The following is a 16,229-nucleotide window of genomic DNA, read 5'->3' as shown; positions in this document are numbered from 1 at the left end:
CATAAAGCATACCCAACGCACGGGGAGTCATGCTATGCTGATTGGCATCTAACACGAGGTGCCCTGTGACCAGCCCAGCAACTGATTCTCCAGTCGATAGCGTCAAAGATGCCTTGCATGAAAGCGAGCGCAGATTTTCAGCCATTGTTTCCAGCATTCCCGGCCTGGTATTTCAAATGCATATGACTGCCGATGCGCAGATCGTATTCACCTACCTGAGTGAAGGCTGTGAGGCCTTGCTCGGCATTCCTGCCGCCGCTTTGCTTAAAGACGCACAAGCACTATTCAATGCCATGGAAGAAAAGTCTGCCAGCCAGTTCAAGCATAAGCTGCAACAATCCGCCCGCCAGCACAAACGGCTGGATTGGGAGGGCAAGATCTGGATCGCCGACTGGCAGGATATGAAATGGGTCAATATACGCGCCACCATACAGGCCCTGGGCCAGGGCGCGGTGCAATGGGATGGCATCATGCTCAATATCAGCCAGAGCAAGCAGGAAAAGCAGGAGATAGAACAGGCCAAGCACGATTTACAGGCGCTGACTGCCCACCTCAACCAGGTAAAAGAGCAGGAGCGTGTCAGCATCGCCCGCGAGATACATGATGATCTCGGTGGCAATATGACGGCGATGAAGCTAGGCCTTTCCACCATAGTGCAGAAAATCCAGCAGGGCGCGCCTGTAGATCTGGAGCAGGCGACCATGCTGCAATCTATCGTCAACCAGACCTTTGATTCTGTGCACCGCATCTCGGGCAACCTGCGGCCTAATATCCTCGATCTGGGCCTGGTCGATGCACTCGAATGGCAAGTCAACCAGTTCAAGAAACAATTAGGCTTAAAAGCCAGGTTTGTCACCAATTGCGATGAGCTGGACTGCGACCATGACAAATCCATGGCGCTGTTCCGCATTTGCCAGGAGGCCTTGTCCAATATCGCCAAATACGCCCAGGCAGATGAGGTGCGGGTAGAGTTGAACCAGGTCGAACAAGCCTTGTACATGACCATCTCGGATAATGGCATAGGCATTGCCCCGGCTGATAAAATCAAACCTAATTCTTTTGGCCTGCGCGGTATGCAGGAGCGGGCAGCCGCTTTTGGCGGCGAATGCTATATAGAATCACCACTAGAGGGGACCGGCACGCTGATACGGGTGCAGGCGCCGGTGCGGACGGCAGCAACATAAAAAACGTGAGGCAACAGCTTGGATACTAAAAAAATCAGAGTCATCATTGTTGATGACCATGCGATTCTGCGCTCTGGCATTAAACAGATACTGGTCGCCAGCGGCGATATCGATGTGGTAGGCGAAGCGGAGAATGTGGCACAGGCACTGAAATGTGTGCGCGAAATACCGGCAGATGTGATGCTGCTGGATATTTCCCTGCCGGATAAAACCGGCATAGAAGCGCTTAAACTGATCAAGCGCGAAAATGCCGCGCTGAATATCCTGATGTTATCCATGTATATGGAAGACCAGTATGCCGTGCGTTCGATACGCTCGGGTGCTTCCGGCTACCTGTGCAAGCATACGGCGTCGGAGGAGTTGCTGACTGCCATCCATACCCTGGCCAAAGGCCGCAAATATATCACCGCCAATGTGGCGGAGATCCTGGCTGAACAGGTCGGTAATGAACATGCCGCCGCCTTGCATGAATCTTTGTCTGATAGGGAATTCCAGGTGATGCGTATGATCGCTTCCGGCCTCAGTGTGAGCGAGATCGCCGATAAACTGGCTTTGTCGGTGAAGACCGTGAGCATGTACCGCACCCGCCTGCTCGAGAAAATGAACTTGAAACACAATGCCGAGATCACGCATTACGCAATCAAGAACCAGTTGGTCGAGTAATATCAATGCAATAAAAAAAGGCCTTATTAAAGGCCTTTTTTTATTCTTTAAATCAATTATCTACAAAACTTATTACGCATTTTTTTTGGAGTAATTGATTAGCCCATTGGTAGAGCTGTCAAAGCTGGTCACCGCCTCAGCGCTGATCAGCAGTGGCAGGATCTGGCTGGCGATCTGTTTGCCGTATTCCACACCCCACTGGTCATAGCTGTTGATGTCCCAGATAATGCCCTGCACAAAGATCTTGTGTTCATACAAGGCGATCAGTTTGCCCAATGTGTATGGAGTCAACTGCTCGAACATGATAGAAGTGGTAGGGCGGTTACCTTCAAATACTTTGTGCGGTAACAGGTCTTCTAGCGCCTGGCCGCTCATGTTCTGTTGTGCCAGCTCTGCACGGGCTTCCTCGCGTGTCTTGCCCAGCATCAACGCCTGGGTCTGCGCCAGGAAATTAGCCAGCAGGATCTTGTGGTGCTGGTCATCCGGGCTGCCGACCTGGTAATGGCTTTTCACCGGCATCAGAAAATCAGCCGGTACCATCTGTGTGCCCTGGTGTATCAGCTGGTAAAACGCATGCTGGCCATTGGTGCCTGCTTCGCCCCAGATGACCGGGCCGGTTTTATAGCTGACACGGCTGCCGTCACGGCAGATGAATTTACCATTACTTTCCATATCTGCCTGTTGCAGGTAGGCGGCAAAACGCGACATGCCCTGGTCGTAAGGCAAGATCGCATGCGTGTCTACATGGAAGAAGTTGTTATACCAGATGCCCAGCAATGCCATAATCACCGGCATGTTCTGTTCCAGCTGCGCTTCCTGGAAGTGTTTGTCCATGGCGTGACCGCCGGCCAGCAACTGTTCAAAATTGTCCATGCCCACGTAAAGGGCGATGGATAAGCCTATGGCAGACCACAGCGAATAACGGCCGCCTACCCAGTCCCAGAAGGCAAACATATTGTCAGTGTTGATGCCGAAAGCTTCTACCGCTTTGGCATTGGTCGACAAGGCGACAAAATGCTTGGCTACGTGCTGCTCATCTTTGGCTGCAGCCAGGAACCAGCGACGTGCGGAATGTGCATTGGTCATGGTCTCCTGGGTGGTGAAAGTTTTGGATGCCACGATAAACAGCGTGGTTTCCGGGTCGCACTGTTCCAGCGCGCGCACCAGGTGAGCGCCATCGATGTTGGAGACGAAATGTGCTTTTAAATCAGGGCTGGCATAAGGCTTGAGTGCATCGCAGGCCATGACCGGGCCGAGGTCGGAACCGCCGATACCGATATTCACGATATCGGTGATACGTTTGCCGGTGTAACCAGTCCACTGGCCGTTACGCACCTGCTCGGTGAAGGTACGCATATGCGCCAGCACGGCATTCACTTCCGGCATCACGTCCTTGCCATCGACGGCTACCGGCGTGTTGCTGCGATTGCGCAGCGCGGTATGCAGCACGGCACGGTTTTCGGTGATATTGATCTTTTCACCGGAAAACATGCGGTCACGCCAGGTTTCTATTTTGGAGTCACGTGCCAGTTGAAACAGCAGGGATAAGGTTTCTTTGGTGATACGGTGTTTGGAGTAGTCGAGCAGAATGCCATCTACATCTAAACTGAATTCTTCAAATCGTTTTGCGTTTTGCTTAAACAGATCACGCATTTGAACATTGCGGATATCACTTTGATGCTGGTTCAGCGCGTGCCAGCTAGGGTGCGTCGTTAATTTAGCCATGTTATGTTGTTGCTTTAGTTTTCAAGTCAATTAAATTTTAAGTCGATTCGTTTTATAGCGCCTGCAGCGCGATTTTCATCGCTGGCCTGCAGGCGCTTATGTATTTGCTACAGTGTAGCCAGTTATTGTAACTGAAGTATGACACCTGCCAGTGGCGGTAAGTTTATGCTGATAGAATCAGCATGATCCATCCACGCAACCGGGGCACTGTGACAGCTGTCGCCATTGCCTACGTTACTTCCGCCGTAGCAAGCTGCGTCACTGTTAAATATTTCTTTATAGACACCGGCTTGTGGCACGCCCAGACGATATTGCAGGCGCGGCACTGGTGTGAAATTCAGTACTATTATAACAAAACTATTATCATTGCCGCGCCTAATATAACTCAGCAGCGACTGACCGCTATCCTGGCAATCTAGCCATTGAAAGCCCTGCTGGTCAAAGTCATGCGCGTGCAAGGCAGGGCGTTGCTTGTAATGGCTGTTCAAGTCACGCACCAGTGACTGCACGCCCCTGTGCATGGCATGGCCGGGATGGCTTTCTTCGAGCAGGTGCCAGTCCAGGCTTTGATTGACGTTCCACTCGCGCCACTGGCCGAATTCGTTGCCCATGAAGTTCAGTTTTTTGCCCGGCATGGTCATCTGGAAAGTCAGCAGCAGGCGCAGGTTGGCAAACTGCTGCCAGCTGTCACCCGGCATTTTGCCGAGCAGGGATTTTTTGCCATGCACCACTTCATCATGGGAGAAAGGCAGCACAAAGTTTTCTGAATAGGCATACATCTGGCCGAACGTCAGCCGGTTGTGGTGATGCTGACGAAAGATAGGGTCTAGCTGCATGTAGGTAAGGACATCATTCATCCAGCCCATGTTCCATTTCATATTGAAACCCAGGCCGCCAGCATAGACCGGGCGTGACACCGCCGGCCAGGAAGTGGATTCTTCCGCGATCACCAGTGCGCCGGGGAAGCGCTCGCCGACCATGGTGTTCAGTTGCTTGAGAAACTCTATCACTTCCAGGTTCTCGCGCCCGCCGTAGGCGTTAGGCAGCCATTCACCTTCTTTGCGCGAGTAATCGAGGTAGAGCATGGAAGCCACCGCGTCTACGCGCAAGCCGTCGATATGGAATTCCTTTATCCAGTAATAGGCGTTGCTGAGCAGGAAGTTGCGCACTTCATTGCGCCCGTAATTGAAGATATAGGTGCCCCAGTCGGTGTGTTCGCCCAGCCTGGGGTCGGCATGCTCATACAAGGCGGTGCCATCAAAGCGCGCCAGCGCCCAGTCATCTTTGGGGAAATGCCCAGGCACCCAGTCGAGAATGACGCCGATACCGGCAGCATGGCAGCGGTCTATAAAGTATTTGAGGTCGTCAGGGCTGCCATGGCGCTGGGTAGGCGCAAAGTAGCCGGTCACCTGGTAGCCCCATGATTCATTGAGCGGGTGCTCGGCGATAGGCAGCAGTTCGATATGGGTATAGCCCATGCTGGTCAAATGCGGGATCAGCGCATCTGCCAGGGCGCGATAGCTGAGGAAATGACCATTTTCATCGCGTTGCCAGCTGCCCAGATGCACTTCATAACAGTTGAAAGGCTGATGCAGCCAATCATATTGCTGGCGCTGCTGCAGCCAGTCCTGGTCCTGCCACTGGTATTGGCTGTGGCTGATACGGTTGGCTGCACCTGGCCTGGGCTCGAAAGCCTTGCCGTAAGGGTCGGCTTTGATGACGACGAAACCATGCTCACGGTTGCGTATCTCGAATTTGTACAGATCATGTTCTGTCAGGTGGGGGATAAACAGTTCCCACACGCCGCTGCCGCCCAGCACACGCATGGCATGCACGCGGCCATCCCACTGGTTAAAACTCCCCACCACGCTGACGCGCTCGGCACTGGGTGCCCATACGGCGAACCTGACGCCGGGTACGCCTTGCAAGGTCATGGGCACTGCGCCCAGGGTATTGTAGGCCTCGAGTAAGCGGCCTTCGCCAAACAGGTAGAGTTCTTCTTGCGTCACCGTGCTGGCGAAGCAGTAGGTGTCACTGGTCTCATAAAAGCTGGTCTGGCCATGCGGCTGTATGCGTAATGCCACCGGGGCCGCGATGGCGACCTTGGACGAAAACTCGAATAAGCCGTGTCTGTCGACTAAGGTCATCGCTTGCCAGTCGTCATCGACCTTGACCCAGACTTGCCCGGCATTGGGCTGGAACACACGCACCAGCCATGGCCCGTTTACGGTATCCTGGTGTATGCCCAGGAACTGGAAAGGGTCGTGGTGAGTCGCATCAAGTATGCGTTGCAGGTGCTGGTTATTTGTGTGATTCGGTGGAGCTAATTTGACTGTCATGCTGGCAAGGTCCGTTTGACTAACACCCATCCTAACAAAAAAAGTCAGCCATCCTAACAAAAAAAGTGAAGTTTTACGCTGTTTAGCGCGGAAATATCGTTGTCTTTGCCCGCATTATCATGCAGACTGTGGATGTCAAACCTGCAGTTAACAAGCGTTATATTGCCTTTACAATTCGTCGCTGTGCATTGCTGCAGGCTGATTTTTTGGAATCAGGAAAATAAGGAAAAGGCATCATGTCTCAAGCAGAATTTGTTGAACGCAGAAAATATACCCGGCGGCAAGAACGGCATTCCGACCGGTTTATCAGTACCCTGACCAAAAATACCGTCGCCATCATCCTCGCCGGCGGCCGTGGCAGCCGGTTGAAGAACCTGACTGACTGGCGCGCGAAACCCGCTGTGCAGTTCGGCGGCAAGTTCCGCATCATCGATTTCCCGCTTTCAAATTGCATCAACTCCGGTATACGCCGTATCAATGTCGCCACCCAATATAAGGCGCAAAGCCTGATCCAGCACGTACAGCGCGGCTGGGGCTTTCTGCGCGGTGAATTCAACGAGTATGTGAACATTATCCCCGCCCAGCAGCGCCTGGGTGAGGAGTGGTACAAGGGCACGGCAGATGCGGTTTACCAGAATATAGACTTGCTGCGCGAAAATGGCGGTGAATATATCCTGGTGCTGGCCGGTGACCATATCTATAAAATGGACTACGGCAAGATGCTGGCCACCCATGCGCGCAGCAATGCGGATATGACCATCGCCTGCATCAATGTGCCGCTGGAAGATGCCAAGGGTTTTGGCGTGCTGGAAGTAGACGCCTCTGACCGCGTGGTCGCCTTTGATGAAAAACCGGCTAATCCCAAGCCTATGGTGAATGACCCCAGCCAGGCTTTTGCCAGCATGGGTATTTATATCTTCAATGCCAAGTTCTTGTACGAGCAGCTCATACGCGATGCGTATGACCGCAACTCGCACCACGATTTCGGTCAGGACATCATCCCATACATCATCAACAAATACCGGGTGCAGGCGCATCGCTTTACCGATAGCTGCGTGGGCGCGCTCGAGAACGGCTACTACTGGCGCGATGTAGGAACCATAGATGCCTATTGGGAAGCCAATATGGAGCTGACAAAAGTCATTCCGGAATTGAACTTGTATGACAGCGAGTGGCCTATATGGACTTACCAGGAGCAATTGCCACCGGCTAAATTCGTTTTCAAAGACGAAGGACGCACCGGTAAGGCGACTGACTCCCTGGTTTCGGGCGGTTGCCTGATCAGTGGTTCCAGCGTCTCAAACTCGGTTTTATTCTCCGGTGTGCATGTGGCGGATTATTGCGACCTCGATGGCGCGGTAGTGCTGCCCAAGGTGAAGATCAACGAGGGCGTGATTTTAAAGAATGTGGTGATAGATCGCGGTTGTGATATCCCGGCCGGCATGGAGATAGGTGTAGACCTGGTGCGTGACAGCAAGCGCTTTTACGTATCAGAAAAAGGCATAGTACTGGTGACGCCGGATATGCTGGGCCAGGATCTGTATAGAGTCAAATAGTGAATACCGGCCTGTGACATGCCTGTTTTGACGCGGCATGCATGGGCAGGCTTTAAAATAAAATCAACGAGTATGGTGACGCAGCGGGTTTTGATCAGAGCTTCCAAAAAAATAAAGTAGGTCGAATTTGAAATGAGGTATATGTATGTCCGATAAAAAACTGCTGTTAAATCTGTATTGGCACATGCATCAACCAGATTACCGCGACCAGGTCAGCGGTGAATATGTGCTGCCATGGACATATTTACATGCGCTGAAAGATTACAGCGACATGGCCTACCATCTTGAGCAGAATGCCGCGGCGAGGGTGACTTTCAATTTTGTGCCTATCCTGGTCGAACAACTGCAGGATTACGCCGAGCAATCGCGTATCGGCCAGTGGCGCGACCCGCTGTTGCGCCTGCTGGCCAGCCCTGATCTTGATCATATCACCGATGCCGATTGCCAGCTGATCGTAGATAGCTGCTTTAAGGCCCACCATGAGAAGATGCTGAGCCCTTTCCCGCATTATCAGCGCCTGTTGCACCTGTATGAGATCGTAGAGCCGGTGATGAAGTCCGGGCAGTTTCATTATCTATCCGCACAGTACAAGGCGGACCTGCTGGTATGGTACCACCTGGCGTGGACGGGAGAAGGCCTGCGCCGCAAGAGCAAAGTGATACAGCGCCTGATGAAAAAAGGCATGCTTTTCACGCTGGAAGACCGGGTAGCGTTGCTGGAGGTGCTCAGTGAAACCCTGCAGGGTATTTTGCCGCGCTACCGGGCGTTAGTTGCCAAGGGGCAAATCGAACTCACCACCACACCTTACTACCATCCTATCCTGCCATTGTTGATTGATCTCAACAGTACGCAAGACGCAATGCCGGATGCGCCTCTGCCTAAATCGACCAATTACCCGGATGGGCATACGCGTGCGATCACCCATGTAGAAGCAGCCAAGGTGTTTCATGAGAAAGTGTTCGGGCAAAAATCCACAGGCATGTGGCCAGCTGAAGGTGCGGTCTCGCATGCGGCTTTATCTTTACTTGCAGAGCAAGATGTCGCCTGGGCAGCTACCGGGCAGGGCGTGCTGGTTAATAGTCTGAAAGCGCTGGGGTTAGAACATGAGACAGCGAACGACTATTTGTACCAGCCTTATCGTGTGACTAATGGCCAGCAGGACATCGTCTGCTTTTTCCGCGATGACCAGCTATCCGACAAAATCGGGTTTGAATACTCCAAACAATATGCCAGCGAAGCGGTGCATGATTTTGTGCAATCGCTGGAAGCCATTCATGCCAATAGCGAAGACAGTACGCCGGTGGTCAGCGTTATTCTCGATGGTGAAAATGCCTGGGAATACTACCCTTACAACGGCTATTACTTCTTGAATGAGTTATACCAGGCCCTGGCAAGTCACCCGCTGATTCAGATGACCACATTTAGCGATATTGTTGCTTTGCAGAAGTCGAAAGTATTACCACCGCCCAAACTATTGCAAGATATTTGCGCCGGTAGCTGGGTGCACGGCACCTTCAGCACCTGGATAGGCGAGCCGGCCAAGAACCGTGCCTGGGACCTGTTGTGCGAGGCCAAGCGCCAGTATGACCAGCATGTGCACAAGCTTTCACTGTCAGCCAGAGAAAAGTGTCAGCAACAGCTATCTGTCTGCGAAAGCTCAGACTGGTTCTGGTGGTTTGGTGATTACAACAATGCGCAAAGCGTCACCAGTTTTGACAAGCTCTACCGCCGCAACCTGAGCAATCTCTATCATCTGCTGGGTTTAGTCCCGCCTGATAATTTGTCTCAGTCTATCAGTCATGGTGGCGGTAACTCTGAAAATGCAGGCACCATGCGTAGAGGAACGTCCTGATCAGGCATTAAAAACGACCTGATCAGATTTCCCGATTAACTTCATCATCATCTCCCCTTATTCAATAAGAACAATATGACGCAATCCAGACAAGTTGGTGTATTGATGCATATCACCTCGTTACCGGAAGGTAATGTTGGCCCGGATGCGTATCGTTTTGTGAATCATCTGGCGGATATGGAAGTGACCATCTGGCAGACTCTGCCGGTCAGCTTGCCGCATGAAGACCAGTCTCCCTACCAGAGCGTGTCGGCGCATGCCGGGCACACCGGCATGATCAGCGTCAAACAGTTGTTGAACGAAGGCTGGTGCCTGCCGGATGAGGTCAACCTGTCACAACCCGAATTGTTCGCCAAAGTGATGTTGCGTGTGCAGTCAAATGGCGCCATCTCCAAAGTGGATGGTCATGGCCTGAGCTGGTCTGGCTTTGCCCGGTTTTGTCAGGCGCAGCAATACTGGCTGGAAGACTTCACCCTGTTTATGAGCCTGCGCGAACAGCATGGCTATAAAAGCTGGAACGAGTGGCCAGAGGCTTACCGCAGGCACGATGCACAGGCCTTGCAGGCATTTGCCGAAACCCATCAGGAAAAACTGACCCTGATCAAGTTCACCCAATACATATTTTTCCAGCAATGGGAGCAGCTCAAGATATACGCCAACCAGCGCGGCATCAAGCTTTTTGGCGATATCCCTATCTTTGTCGCTTATGACAGTGCCGATGTTTGGGCACACCCGCACTGGTTCAAGCTGGATGCCGATTCCAATATGACGGTAGTGGCCGGCGTGCCGCCGGATTACTTTTCCATCACCGGCCAGCGCTGGGGCAATCCGCATTACAACTGGGAGCTGATGCAGGCAGATGGTTTCTCGTGGTGGCTGGGCCGCATCCAGACCCAGTCCAAGCTGTTTGATATCGTGCGCGTAGACCATTTTCGTGGCTTGCAGGCGGCGTGGGAGATCCCCGCCAGCGAACCGACCGCCATCAATGGTTACTGGCAGCCTGCTCCTGGCCACGCCTTGTTGCAAACCATCATACAGACCTTTCCCCAGCTGAGCCTGGTGGCCGAAGACCTGGGCATCATCACCGAAGATGTCGATGCCTTGCGCCACGCGTTTGACCTGCCAGGCATGAAGATCCTGCAATTCGCCTTTGGCAGTGGTTACGATAACCCCTACCTGCCGGAAAATATAGACGAAAACAGCGTGATGTATACCGGCACCCACGACAACGATACCTCCCTGGGCTGGTATCAGGAGGTTGAAGAGGGCGCACGTTTACATCTGCATGACTATCTGCAGCAGGCAAGTCCTGACATGCCACTGGCACTGATGCGGCTGGCCTTGAACAGCATTGCTTTTCTGGCCGTGGTGCCCATGCAGGATATTCTGGGCCTGGATGGCAGCGCACGCATGAACACGCCAGGCACCAGTATCAATAACTGGGCCTGGCGCATGCACTGGGAACAATTGACCGATGACAAGATAACCGCCTTCAAGCAACTGGTGAAAGAAAGCGGCCGCGCCTATGCCTGAAGCTGCTAGCGTTTTACGCCTGGGGCTGGATGTAGGCGGTACTAACTTGAGATTAGGCGTTTTTTCAGACCTGGCCTTAGTTGAAGATACCCGCTTTCAGGCCAATTATTCCGCTATATGCCAGCAACACGCGCCGGACCAGGCCTGGCAACAGATATTGCAGGTCACTGCCCAGGCCATACAGCCACTGCTGGAAAAATATCCGGCTATCCAGTCCATAGGCATAGGTTTCCCCGGGTTTATCAATCCGCAAAGCGGGGTGCTGGCACAATCACCTAACTTTCCCGGGCTGCTCAATGTCAACCTCGGCCAGGATCTATCGCGCTTGCTAGGGCGTCAGGTGTTGGTGGCCAATGATGGCAATGCTGCGGCTTATGGCGAGTATTGCCTGTTAGGCCGGCCTGACGGCGGTCTGCTCTACGCTGGCCTGGGTACCGGCATAGGCGGCGGGCTGGTCACTGCTGGCCAGGTTTGGGCGGGCGCCCATGGTTATGCCCTGGAATTAGGTCACCTGATCGTCGAACCCGGCGGGCCGGAATGCGGTTGCGGCAACTTTGGTTGCGTAGAGCAATATGCTTCTGCCACTGCCATCGGCAAAAACTACGCCAGGCTCAGCAAGCAACAGTTAAGCGCTTTTGAAGTAGCGACGCTGGCTGACCAGGGCTATGCACAGGCGCAGTCCGTGTTCCAGCTGGCTGGTGCCAAGCTGGCGCAGGCGATCGCCCTGACGCTTAATATTGTAGATGTGGAACACGTGGTGGTAGGCGGCGGCGTGGTTTCTTCCTGGCCACTGATGCAGGATGCCTTTAACCAGCGTTTGCAGACAGACTTGATCCCTGTGTTGCGCGACAAGATCAAGATACACCTGACATCCTCGGCAGATAATGCCGGCATACTGGGCGCTGCCTTACTCGCTGATCATGTAGAGTAGGTGACTGTTAGCCTGCCTGTTAGCTTAGGTGACTGGGACAAGCTTTTTGTGATAAATTGAATCGCTTTTTAAAGATTCAATCAAAAACTTAAAAAAAAATTCTTGAGGAGCTGGTCGTGCAAAAAAATAATAAAGCGGCTTTTATTTCTGTCGTCGTGTTCGGTTTATTCAGTAGTTCTTCCCACGCAGCATTAACAAACTACACTTCAGCTGGCAGCGAAGTGGTGTATAGCAGTGCCGGTGACATCAGCTGGACTAAAGATGCCAATTTGCTGGGGTCTATGTTCAACAGCCAGGGCTTTTCAACGGTGGTGAATGCGATCATAGGCAGTTATTCCGGGAGTTATGCTTTAACCGCCGGCGACTTTGAGAGTGACGGCGCTGCGACCTGGGTTGGGGCAAACGCCTTTATTGGCTATTTAAACAGCGTCTCTTACGCCGGCACCAACCAGTGGCGCCTGCCAACCATTATCGATACTGGCAGCACAGGCTGCAACTATTCGACTAATGGCACAGATTGTGGTTATAACGTGGACACCAGCACCGGTGAGATGGCCAAACTCTATTACGATGAACTGGGTGGCAAGGGGGTCAGAGATAAACTGGGCAATTACCAGCCAGACGCAGACGGTATTCCTGATACTGCTTATTTTGATAACGAGGTGTACGATATCTATTGGTCGTCATTGCAATCTGCAACGCCAGGTGGTGCCTGGATATTTGCCACCGATGATGGCACGCAGATGGATGGCTTCAGTAAGACTTCACATACCTATGTCTGGGCAGTCACTTCAGCGTTAACCGTCACTGCGGTGCCAGAAGCGGATAGTGTGGCCATGTTAATGGCAGGGCTGGGCTTGCTTGGGCTGATGGCCAGACGCAAACAGTCGGTCTGAGCACTTTTCAATCTAAAAAAGCTGGCTTTGGCCAGCTTTTTTATTTTAATAAATTACTTTATAAATAATTATTAAATTATTGATTAATAGTATTTTTATTGTGAATTTCTAAAGCCCATTGCACATGCTCCCTGACCAGTTCACTGTCATCATGCTGCCTGGCTGTAAGCGCGTTGACCACTGCGGCTGAAGTAGGCGCATTGCCTAATCCGACGGCCACATTGCGCAACCATTGCACATAGCCGATACGGTAGATCGCGCTGCCCGCCATGCGCTGCTGAAACTCTGCTTCTGTCCAGGCAAAGCAGGTCACCAGGTCTGTGCTGTCCAGGCCATTGCGCACGGCAAAATCACTTTCTTCAGTGGCAACCGCAAACTTGTTCCAGGGGCAGATCAGCTGGCAATCATCACAGCCATAGACGCGGTTGCCTATCAGCGGGCGCAGCGCCAACGGGATACTGCCTTTATGCTCTATGGTCAGATACGAGATGCAACGCCTGGCATCGAGTTCATAAGGTGCGACTATGGCCTGGGTAGGGCAGATATCTATACACGCGCTACAGCTGCCGCAGTGTGAGCTGGTGGGTGGGTCTACAGGTAAAGGCAGGTTGGTGTAGATCTCACCGAGAAAAAACCATGAACCCTGTTGCCGGTTGAGCAGCAGGGTGTGTTTGCCGCGCCAGCCCACGCCAGCCTTGGTCGCCAGCGCCACCTCCAGTACCGGTGCGCTATCGGCAAATACGCGGTATTCAAAACTGCCAAAAGTGCTACTGATACGTGTGCACAGTTGCTGCAGTTTTTGCCGCATGACTTTGTGGTAATCGCGCCCCATGGCATAGCGGGCGACATAAGCCTTGTCCGGCTCTGACAGCACCTTCCAGCCATCCTGGGCGTCGTCCGGCAGATAATTCAGGCTCACCGAGATCACGCGCAGGGTACCGGGCACCAATTCTGCCGGTCGGCTGCGCTTGGAGCCGTGTTTTGCCATATAATCCATGTCGCCATGGTATTTTTTTTCCAGCCAGCGCATAAATCCTGGCTCTGCGGCAGACAGGTCGGTATCGGTAACGCCTATATTGCCAAAGCCCAATTCGCGCGCCCAGCCCTTGATCGTGGCCGCCATTTTCTCGGCAGCATGATGATCAGGCAGGTGTATGGGAGCGGGATGTGAATGGTGTGACATGACAGAAACGTATTCTACACAGATTTTAATAGACGAAGCAGCCACCACGCATGCGGCAGGCCTGTTGGCAAAGCAGTTACAGCCAGGGCAGGTGATCTATCTGCATGGCGACCTCGGCGCCGGTAAAACTACGCTGGTGCGCGGCATATTGCATGCACTCGGCCACGTCGGCAAAGTCAAAAGCCCGACTTATACCATAGTAGAACCTTACAACCTGGCTATCGGTTCATGTTACCATTTTGACTTGTACCGCTTTCAAGACCCTGAAGAGTGGGAAGCCGCCGGTTTCAGGGATTACTTCAACAGCACGAGCATCTGCATGGTCGAGTGGCCTGAGAATGCCGGTGCTTTATTACCAATCGCCGATATTGAGATCCGTTTTGATATTTTGCCACATGGGCGCGTGCTGCATATCACCAGCCAGCAACCGCTATCATTGGAAGGTTTATGTCAGTAAGTCGTTTTAAGCAACTGCACCTATGGCTGATCGCCTTGTTATGTGCACTCAGCATGTCGGCCCAGGCCGCTGAAGTGATACTGGCCAATCTGCAGCAGCAGGGCAACCAGGTGCATCTGGAGTTGTTGCTGGACCAGCAGGTCAAATACCGGGTATTCACGCTGGATAACCCGTTTCGCGTGGTCATAGACATGGACACCGTCGCCTTCAGCCCGACCCTGAAAGCACTGCCGCCGCAACTGGACCCGCAGCACCCTTATCTTTCCAGGATACGCATCGCGCCGTTCACTGAAAATACCACCAGGCTGGTGTTCGATATCAAGTCGGACATCAAACCGTTAGTCACTGACATGAATGCCGGAAACTCGCAACAACGCCTGGCGATCAGCATTGCCCCGGCCACCGCCACGAACGAGCCGCCACTAGGTTCACCGGCCCTGGCGCATAGCAAAAAACTGCAAGAGGCCGAAGCTGCCAGCGCGGAAGAAAAGCCAGCCCCTGCCAGCGAGCCAGCGGCAGAGCCAGCCGTTACCAGTCCGGCTGCAGAAAAACCCGCAGACAAACCGCCAGCAGAAAAAGCAGCGGAAAAACCGGCTGAAAAGCCGGTTGAAAAACCGCTCAAACAAGCCAGGCCAGGGCAAAAGATCATCACCATTGCGGTAGATGCAGGCCATGGCGGTGAAGACCCCGGCGCCCGAGGCTCCAAAGGTAGCCACGAAAAGCATATAACGCTGGCAATCGCGCGCAAACTCAAGCAGCAGATAGATGCTGAAGATAATATGCAAGCCATCCTGATCCGCGATGGCGACTACTTCGTACCCCTGGGCGACCGCGTCAAAAAAGCGCGTGCCGCAAAAGCCGACCTGTTTATCTCCATACACGCCGATTCATTTATCAACAGCACCGCGCGTGGTTCCTCGGTGTTCGCCTTGTCTGAACGCGGCGCCACTAGCGCCAGTGCGCGCTACCTGGCCAAGAAAGAAAACGCGGTGGATCTGATCGGTGGCGTGGCTATAGATACGCGTGATATGGATCTGGCGCGCACCTTGCTGGATCTGTCACAGACTGCGACCATACACGACAGTATCCGCCTGGGTAAAGGCGTGCTTGGCCGAATCGCAAAGATCAATACCTTGCATTCCAAATATGTGGAACAAGCCGCGTTTGCGGTGCTGAAATCACCGGATATTCCTTCTATCCTGGTGGAGACGGCGTTTATCAGCAACCCGGAGGAAGAGGCCAGGCTGAATGATGATGCTTATCAGGATAAGCTGGTGAATGCGATTTTAATGGGCGTTAAGTCCTATATAGCAACGAATCCTTCGTTTTCTAAAAAATAAGCGTTAGGTTTAAAGCGCTGTTTTTCTGACAGGCGGAAATCTCCGGCGATGGCGCTTCAGGCAAGGCGCAAGCATGGGTTAGTTGCAATTTCTGAACATTGTGATCAGGTAATTCTTTGATGGTTTAGTGCGCTGTATCTGCCTTTTATTTCGCCCCTAGGCGAGTGCCTTTTCTTTGCGTGCCCAAAGAAAAGGCACCAAAAGAAAGGGCACCCTAGCATCCGCTTATTTCCTGCGTTGCTCGTCAACGTGGGCGTCCAACGAAACTCGCCCTAGCGGCTTGCACAAAACGCAAGCCACCGCGGAACTCGAACAGACGCTGGCCGACCCCTCCCACGCTGCCTGCGCTACTCGGCGCGTCAGATAGGGGACCCGGAAAGACACCACGCGGTGAGTGAGGTGAGACTCTTCACATAGCATCCCGCTCGACGAGCGCAATAACAAATCAAAAACAAAGCAGAAAGATTGTTGGCGGGTTTGGTTTTAGATTGCACAGGCGCTTAGCGCCCTCAGCCCATTGAGTTCAGCCATTGTGTCATCGTGGTGGTTTTAAACGGGCCCCTATCTGAC

Annotated in this window: 12 protein-coding genes; 9 read left to right on the top strand and 3 right to left on the bottom strand. The window is 53.0% G+C overall.

The window, feature by feature from the left end:
- Window positions 1–65: 65 nt before the first annotated feature.
- Both ACFQ1Z_RS04410 and ACFQ1Z_RS04405 read left to right on the top strand, forming a co-directional pair.
- A complete protein-coding gene (locus ACFQ1Z_RS04410) occupies window positions 66–1,184 on the top strand; it encodes a PAS domain-containing sensor histidine kinase (protein WP_379055938.1) in 1,119 nt (372 codons plus the stop codon).
- 18 nt (window positions 1,185–1,202) lie between these two features.
- Window positions 1,203–1,847 (top strand): response regulator, encoded by a 645-nt coding sequence (locus ACFQ1Z_RS04405; RefSeq protein WP_379055937.1) that lies wholly within the window; start codon window positions 1,203–1,205, stop codon window positions 1,845–1,847.
- Between the two features lie 72 nt (window positions 1,848–1,919).
- Here ACFQ1Z_RS04405 and pgi read toward each other — a convergent pair whose 3' ends face one another.
- Window positions 1,920–3,572, bottom strand: a complete 1,653-nt coding sequence (pgi, locus tag ACFQ1Z_RS04400; protein WP_379055935.1) for a glucose-6-phosphate isomerase — start codon at window positions 3,570–3,572, stop codon at window positions 1,920–1,922.
- A 122-nt stretch (window positions 3,573–3,694) separates the two neighbouring features.
- Window positions 3,695–5,911 (bottom strand): 1,4-alpha-glucan branching protein GlgB, encoded by a 2,217-nt coding sequence (gene glgB, locus ACFQ1Z_RS04395; RefSeq protein WP_379055934.1) that lies wholly within the window; start codon window positions 5,909–5,911, stop codon window positions 3,695–3,697.
- A 236-nt stretch (window positions 5,912–6,147) separates the two neighbouring features.
- Here glgB and glgC point away from each other — a divergent pair, with 236 nt between their 5' ends.
- The 5 genes from glgC (at window position 6,148) to ACFQ1Z_RS04370 (ending at window position 12,679) form a co-directional block, all read left to right on the top strand.
- A complete protein-coding gene (glgC, locus tag ACFQ1Z_RS04390; RefSeq protein WP_379055933.1) occupies window positions 6,148–7,467 on the top strand; it encodes a glucose-1-phosphate adenylyltransferase in 1,320 nt (439 codons plus the stop codon).
- A 145-nt stretch (window positions 7,468–7,612) separates the two neighbouring features.
- Complete coding sequence (locus tag ACFQ1Z_RS04385) at window positions 7,613–9,319, top strand: glycoside hydrolase (protein WP_379055931.1); 1,707 nt, start codon at window positions 7,613–7,615, stop codon at window positions 9,317–9,319.
- 75 nt (window positions 9,320–9,394) lie between these two features.
- Window positions 9,395–10,852, top strand: a complete 1,458-nt coding sequence (gene malQ / locus ACFQ1Z_RS04380; protein WP_379055930.1) for a 4-alpha-glucanotransferase — start codon at window positions 9,395–9,397, stop codon at window positions 10,850–10,852.
- Complete coding sequence (locus ACFQ1Z_RS04375; RefSeq protein ID WP_379055929.1) at window positions 10,845–11,783, top strand: ROK family protein; 939 nt, start codon at window positions 10,845–10,847, stop codon at window positions 11,781–11,783. Before malQ ends, ACFQ1Z_RS04375 begins: the two co-directional genes overlap by 8 nt.
- Window positions 11,784–11,899: 116 nt before the next feature.
- Window positions 11,900–12,679 (top strand): Lcl domain-containing protein, encoded by a 780-nt coding sequence (locus tag ACFQ1Z_RS04370; RefSeq protein ID WP_379055928.1) that lies wholly within the window; start codon window positions 11,900–11,902, stop codon window positions 12,677–12,679.
- A gap of 76 nt (window positions 12,680–12,755) precedes the next feature.
- On the opposite strand, the gene queG is transcribed toward ACFQ1Z_RS04370, so the two are convergent.
- Window positions 12,756–13,862, bottom strand: coding sequence for a tRNA epoxyqueuosine(34) reductase QueG (gene queG, locus ACFQ1Z_RS04365; protein ID WP_379055926.1), 1,107 nt, complete (start codon window positions 13,860–13,862; stop codon window positions 12,756–12,758).
- On the opposite strand from queG, the gene tsaE reads away from it, so the two are divergent.
- Together tsaE and ACFQ1Z_RS04355 are read left to right on the top strand one after the other, a co-directional pair.
- On the top strand, window positions 13,861–14,319 hold the full coding sequence (gene tsaE / locus ACFQ1Z_RS04360) for a tRNA (adenosine(37)-N6)-threonylcarbamoyltransferase complex ATPase subunit type 1 TsaE (RefSeq protein ID WP_379055925.1): 459 nt from the start codon (window positions 13,861–13,863) through the stop codon (window positions 14,317–14,319). The two genes, queG and tsaE, sit on opposite strands and share 2 nt — an antisense overlap.
- The gene (locus tag ACFQ1Z_RS04355) at window positions 14,310–15,659 is read left to right on the top strand and encodes an N-acetylmuramoyl-L-alanine amidase (protein WP_379055923.1); all 1,350 of its coding nucleotides are present in this window, start codon (window positions 14,310–14,312) and stop codon (window positions 15,657–15,659) included. Before tsaE ends, ACFQ1Z_RS04355 begins: the two co-directional genes overlap by 10 nt.
- The last annotated feature ends 570 nt before the right edge of the window (window positions 15,660–16,229 follow it).

This window comes from Methylophilus luteus, assembly GCF_042676265.1.
In the GTDB taxonomy this organism is placed as follows: Bacteria; Pseudomonadota; Gammaproteobacteria; order Burkholderiales; family Methylophilaceae; genus Methylophilus; species Methylophilus luteus.
The sequence above is the reverse complement of the archived record's forward strand: the minus strand, read 5'-3'. Positions and strand labels throughout refer to the sequence as shown.

Coding starts and splice junctions, on each gene's coding strand:
- ACFQ1Z_RS04385 (WP_379055931.1), top strand. CDS start 7,613: ATGTCCGATAAAAAACTGCTGTTAAATCTGTATTGGCACATGCATCAA.
- malQ (WP_379055930.1), top strand. CDS start 9,395: ATGACGCAATCCAGACAAGTTGGTGTATTGATGCATATCACCTCGTTA.
- glgC (WP_379055933.1), top strand. CDS start 6,148: ATGTCTCAAGCAGAATTTGTTGAACGCAGAAAATATACCCGGCGGCAA.
- ACFQ1Z_RS04375 (WP_379055929.1), top strand. CDS start 10,845: ATGCCTGAAGCTGCTAGCGTTTTACGCCTGGGGCTGGATGTAGGCGGT.
- ACFQ1Z_RS04355 (WP_379055923.1), top strand. CDS start 14,310: ATGTCAGTAAGTCGTTTTAAGCAACTGCACCTATGGCTGATCGCCTTG.
- queG (WP_379055926.1), bottom strand. CDS start 13,862: ATGTCACACCATTCACATCCCGCTCCCATACACCTGCCTGATCATCAT.
- glgB (WP_379055934.1), bottom strand. CDS start 5,911: ATGACAGTCAAATTAGCTCCACCGAATCACACAAATAACCAGCACCTG.
- pgi (WP_379055935.1), bottom strand. CDS start 3,572: ATGGCTAAATTAACGACGCACCCTAGCTGGCACGCGCTGAACCAGCAT.
- tsaE (WP_379055925.1), top strand. CDS start 13,861: ATGACAGAAACGTATTCTACACAGATTTTAATAGACGAAGCAGCCACC.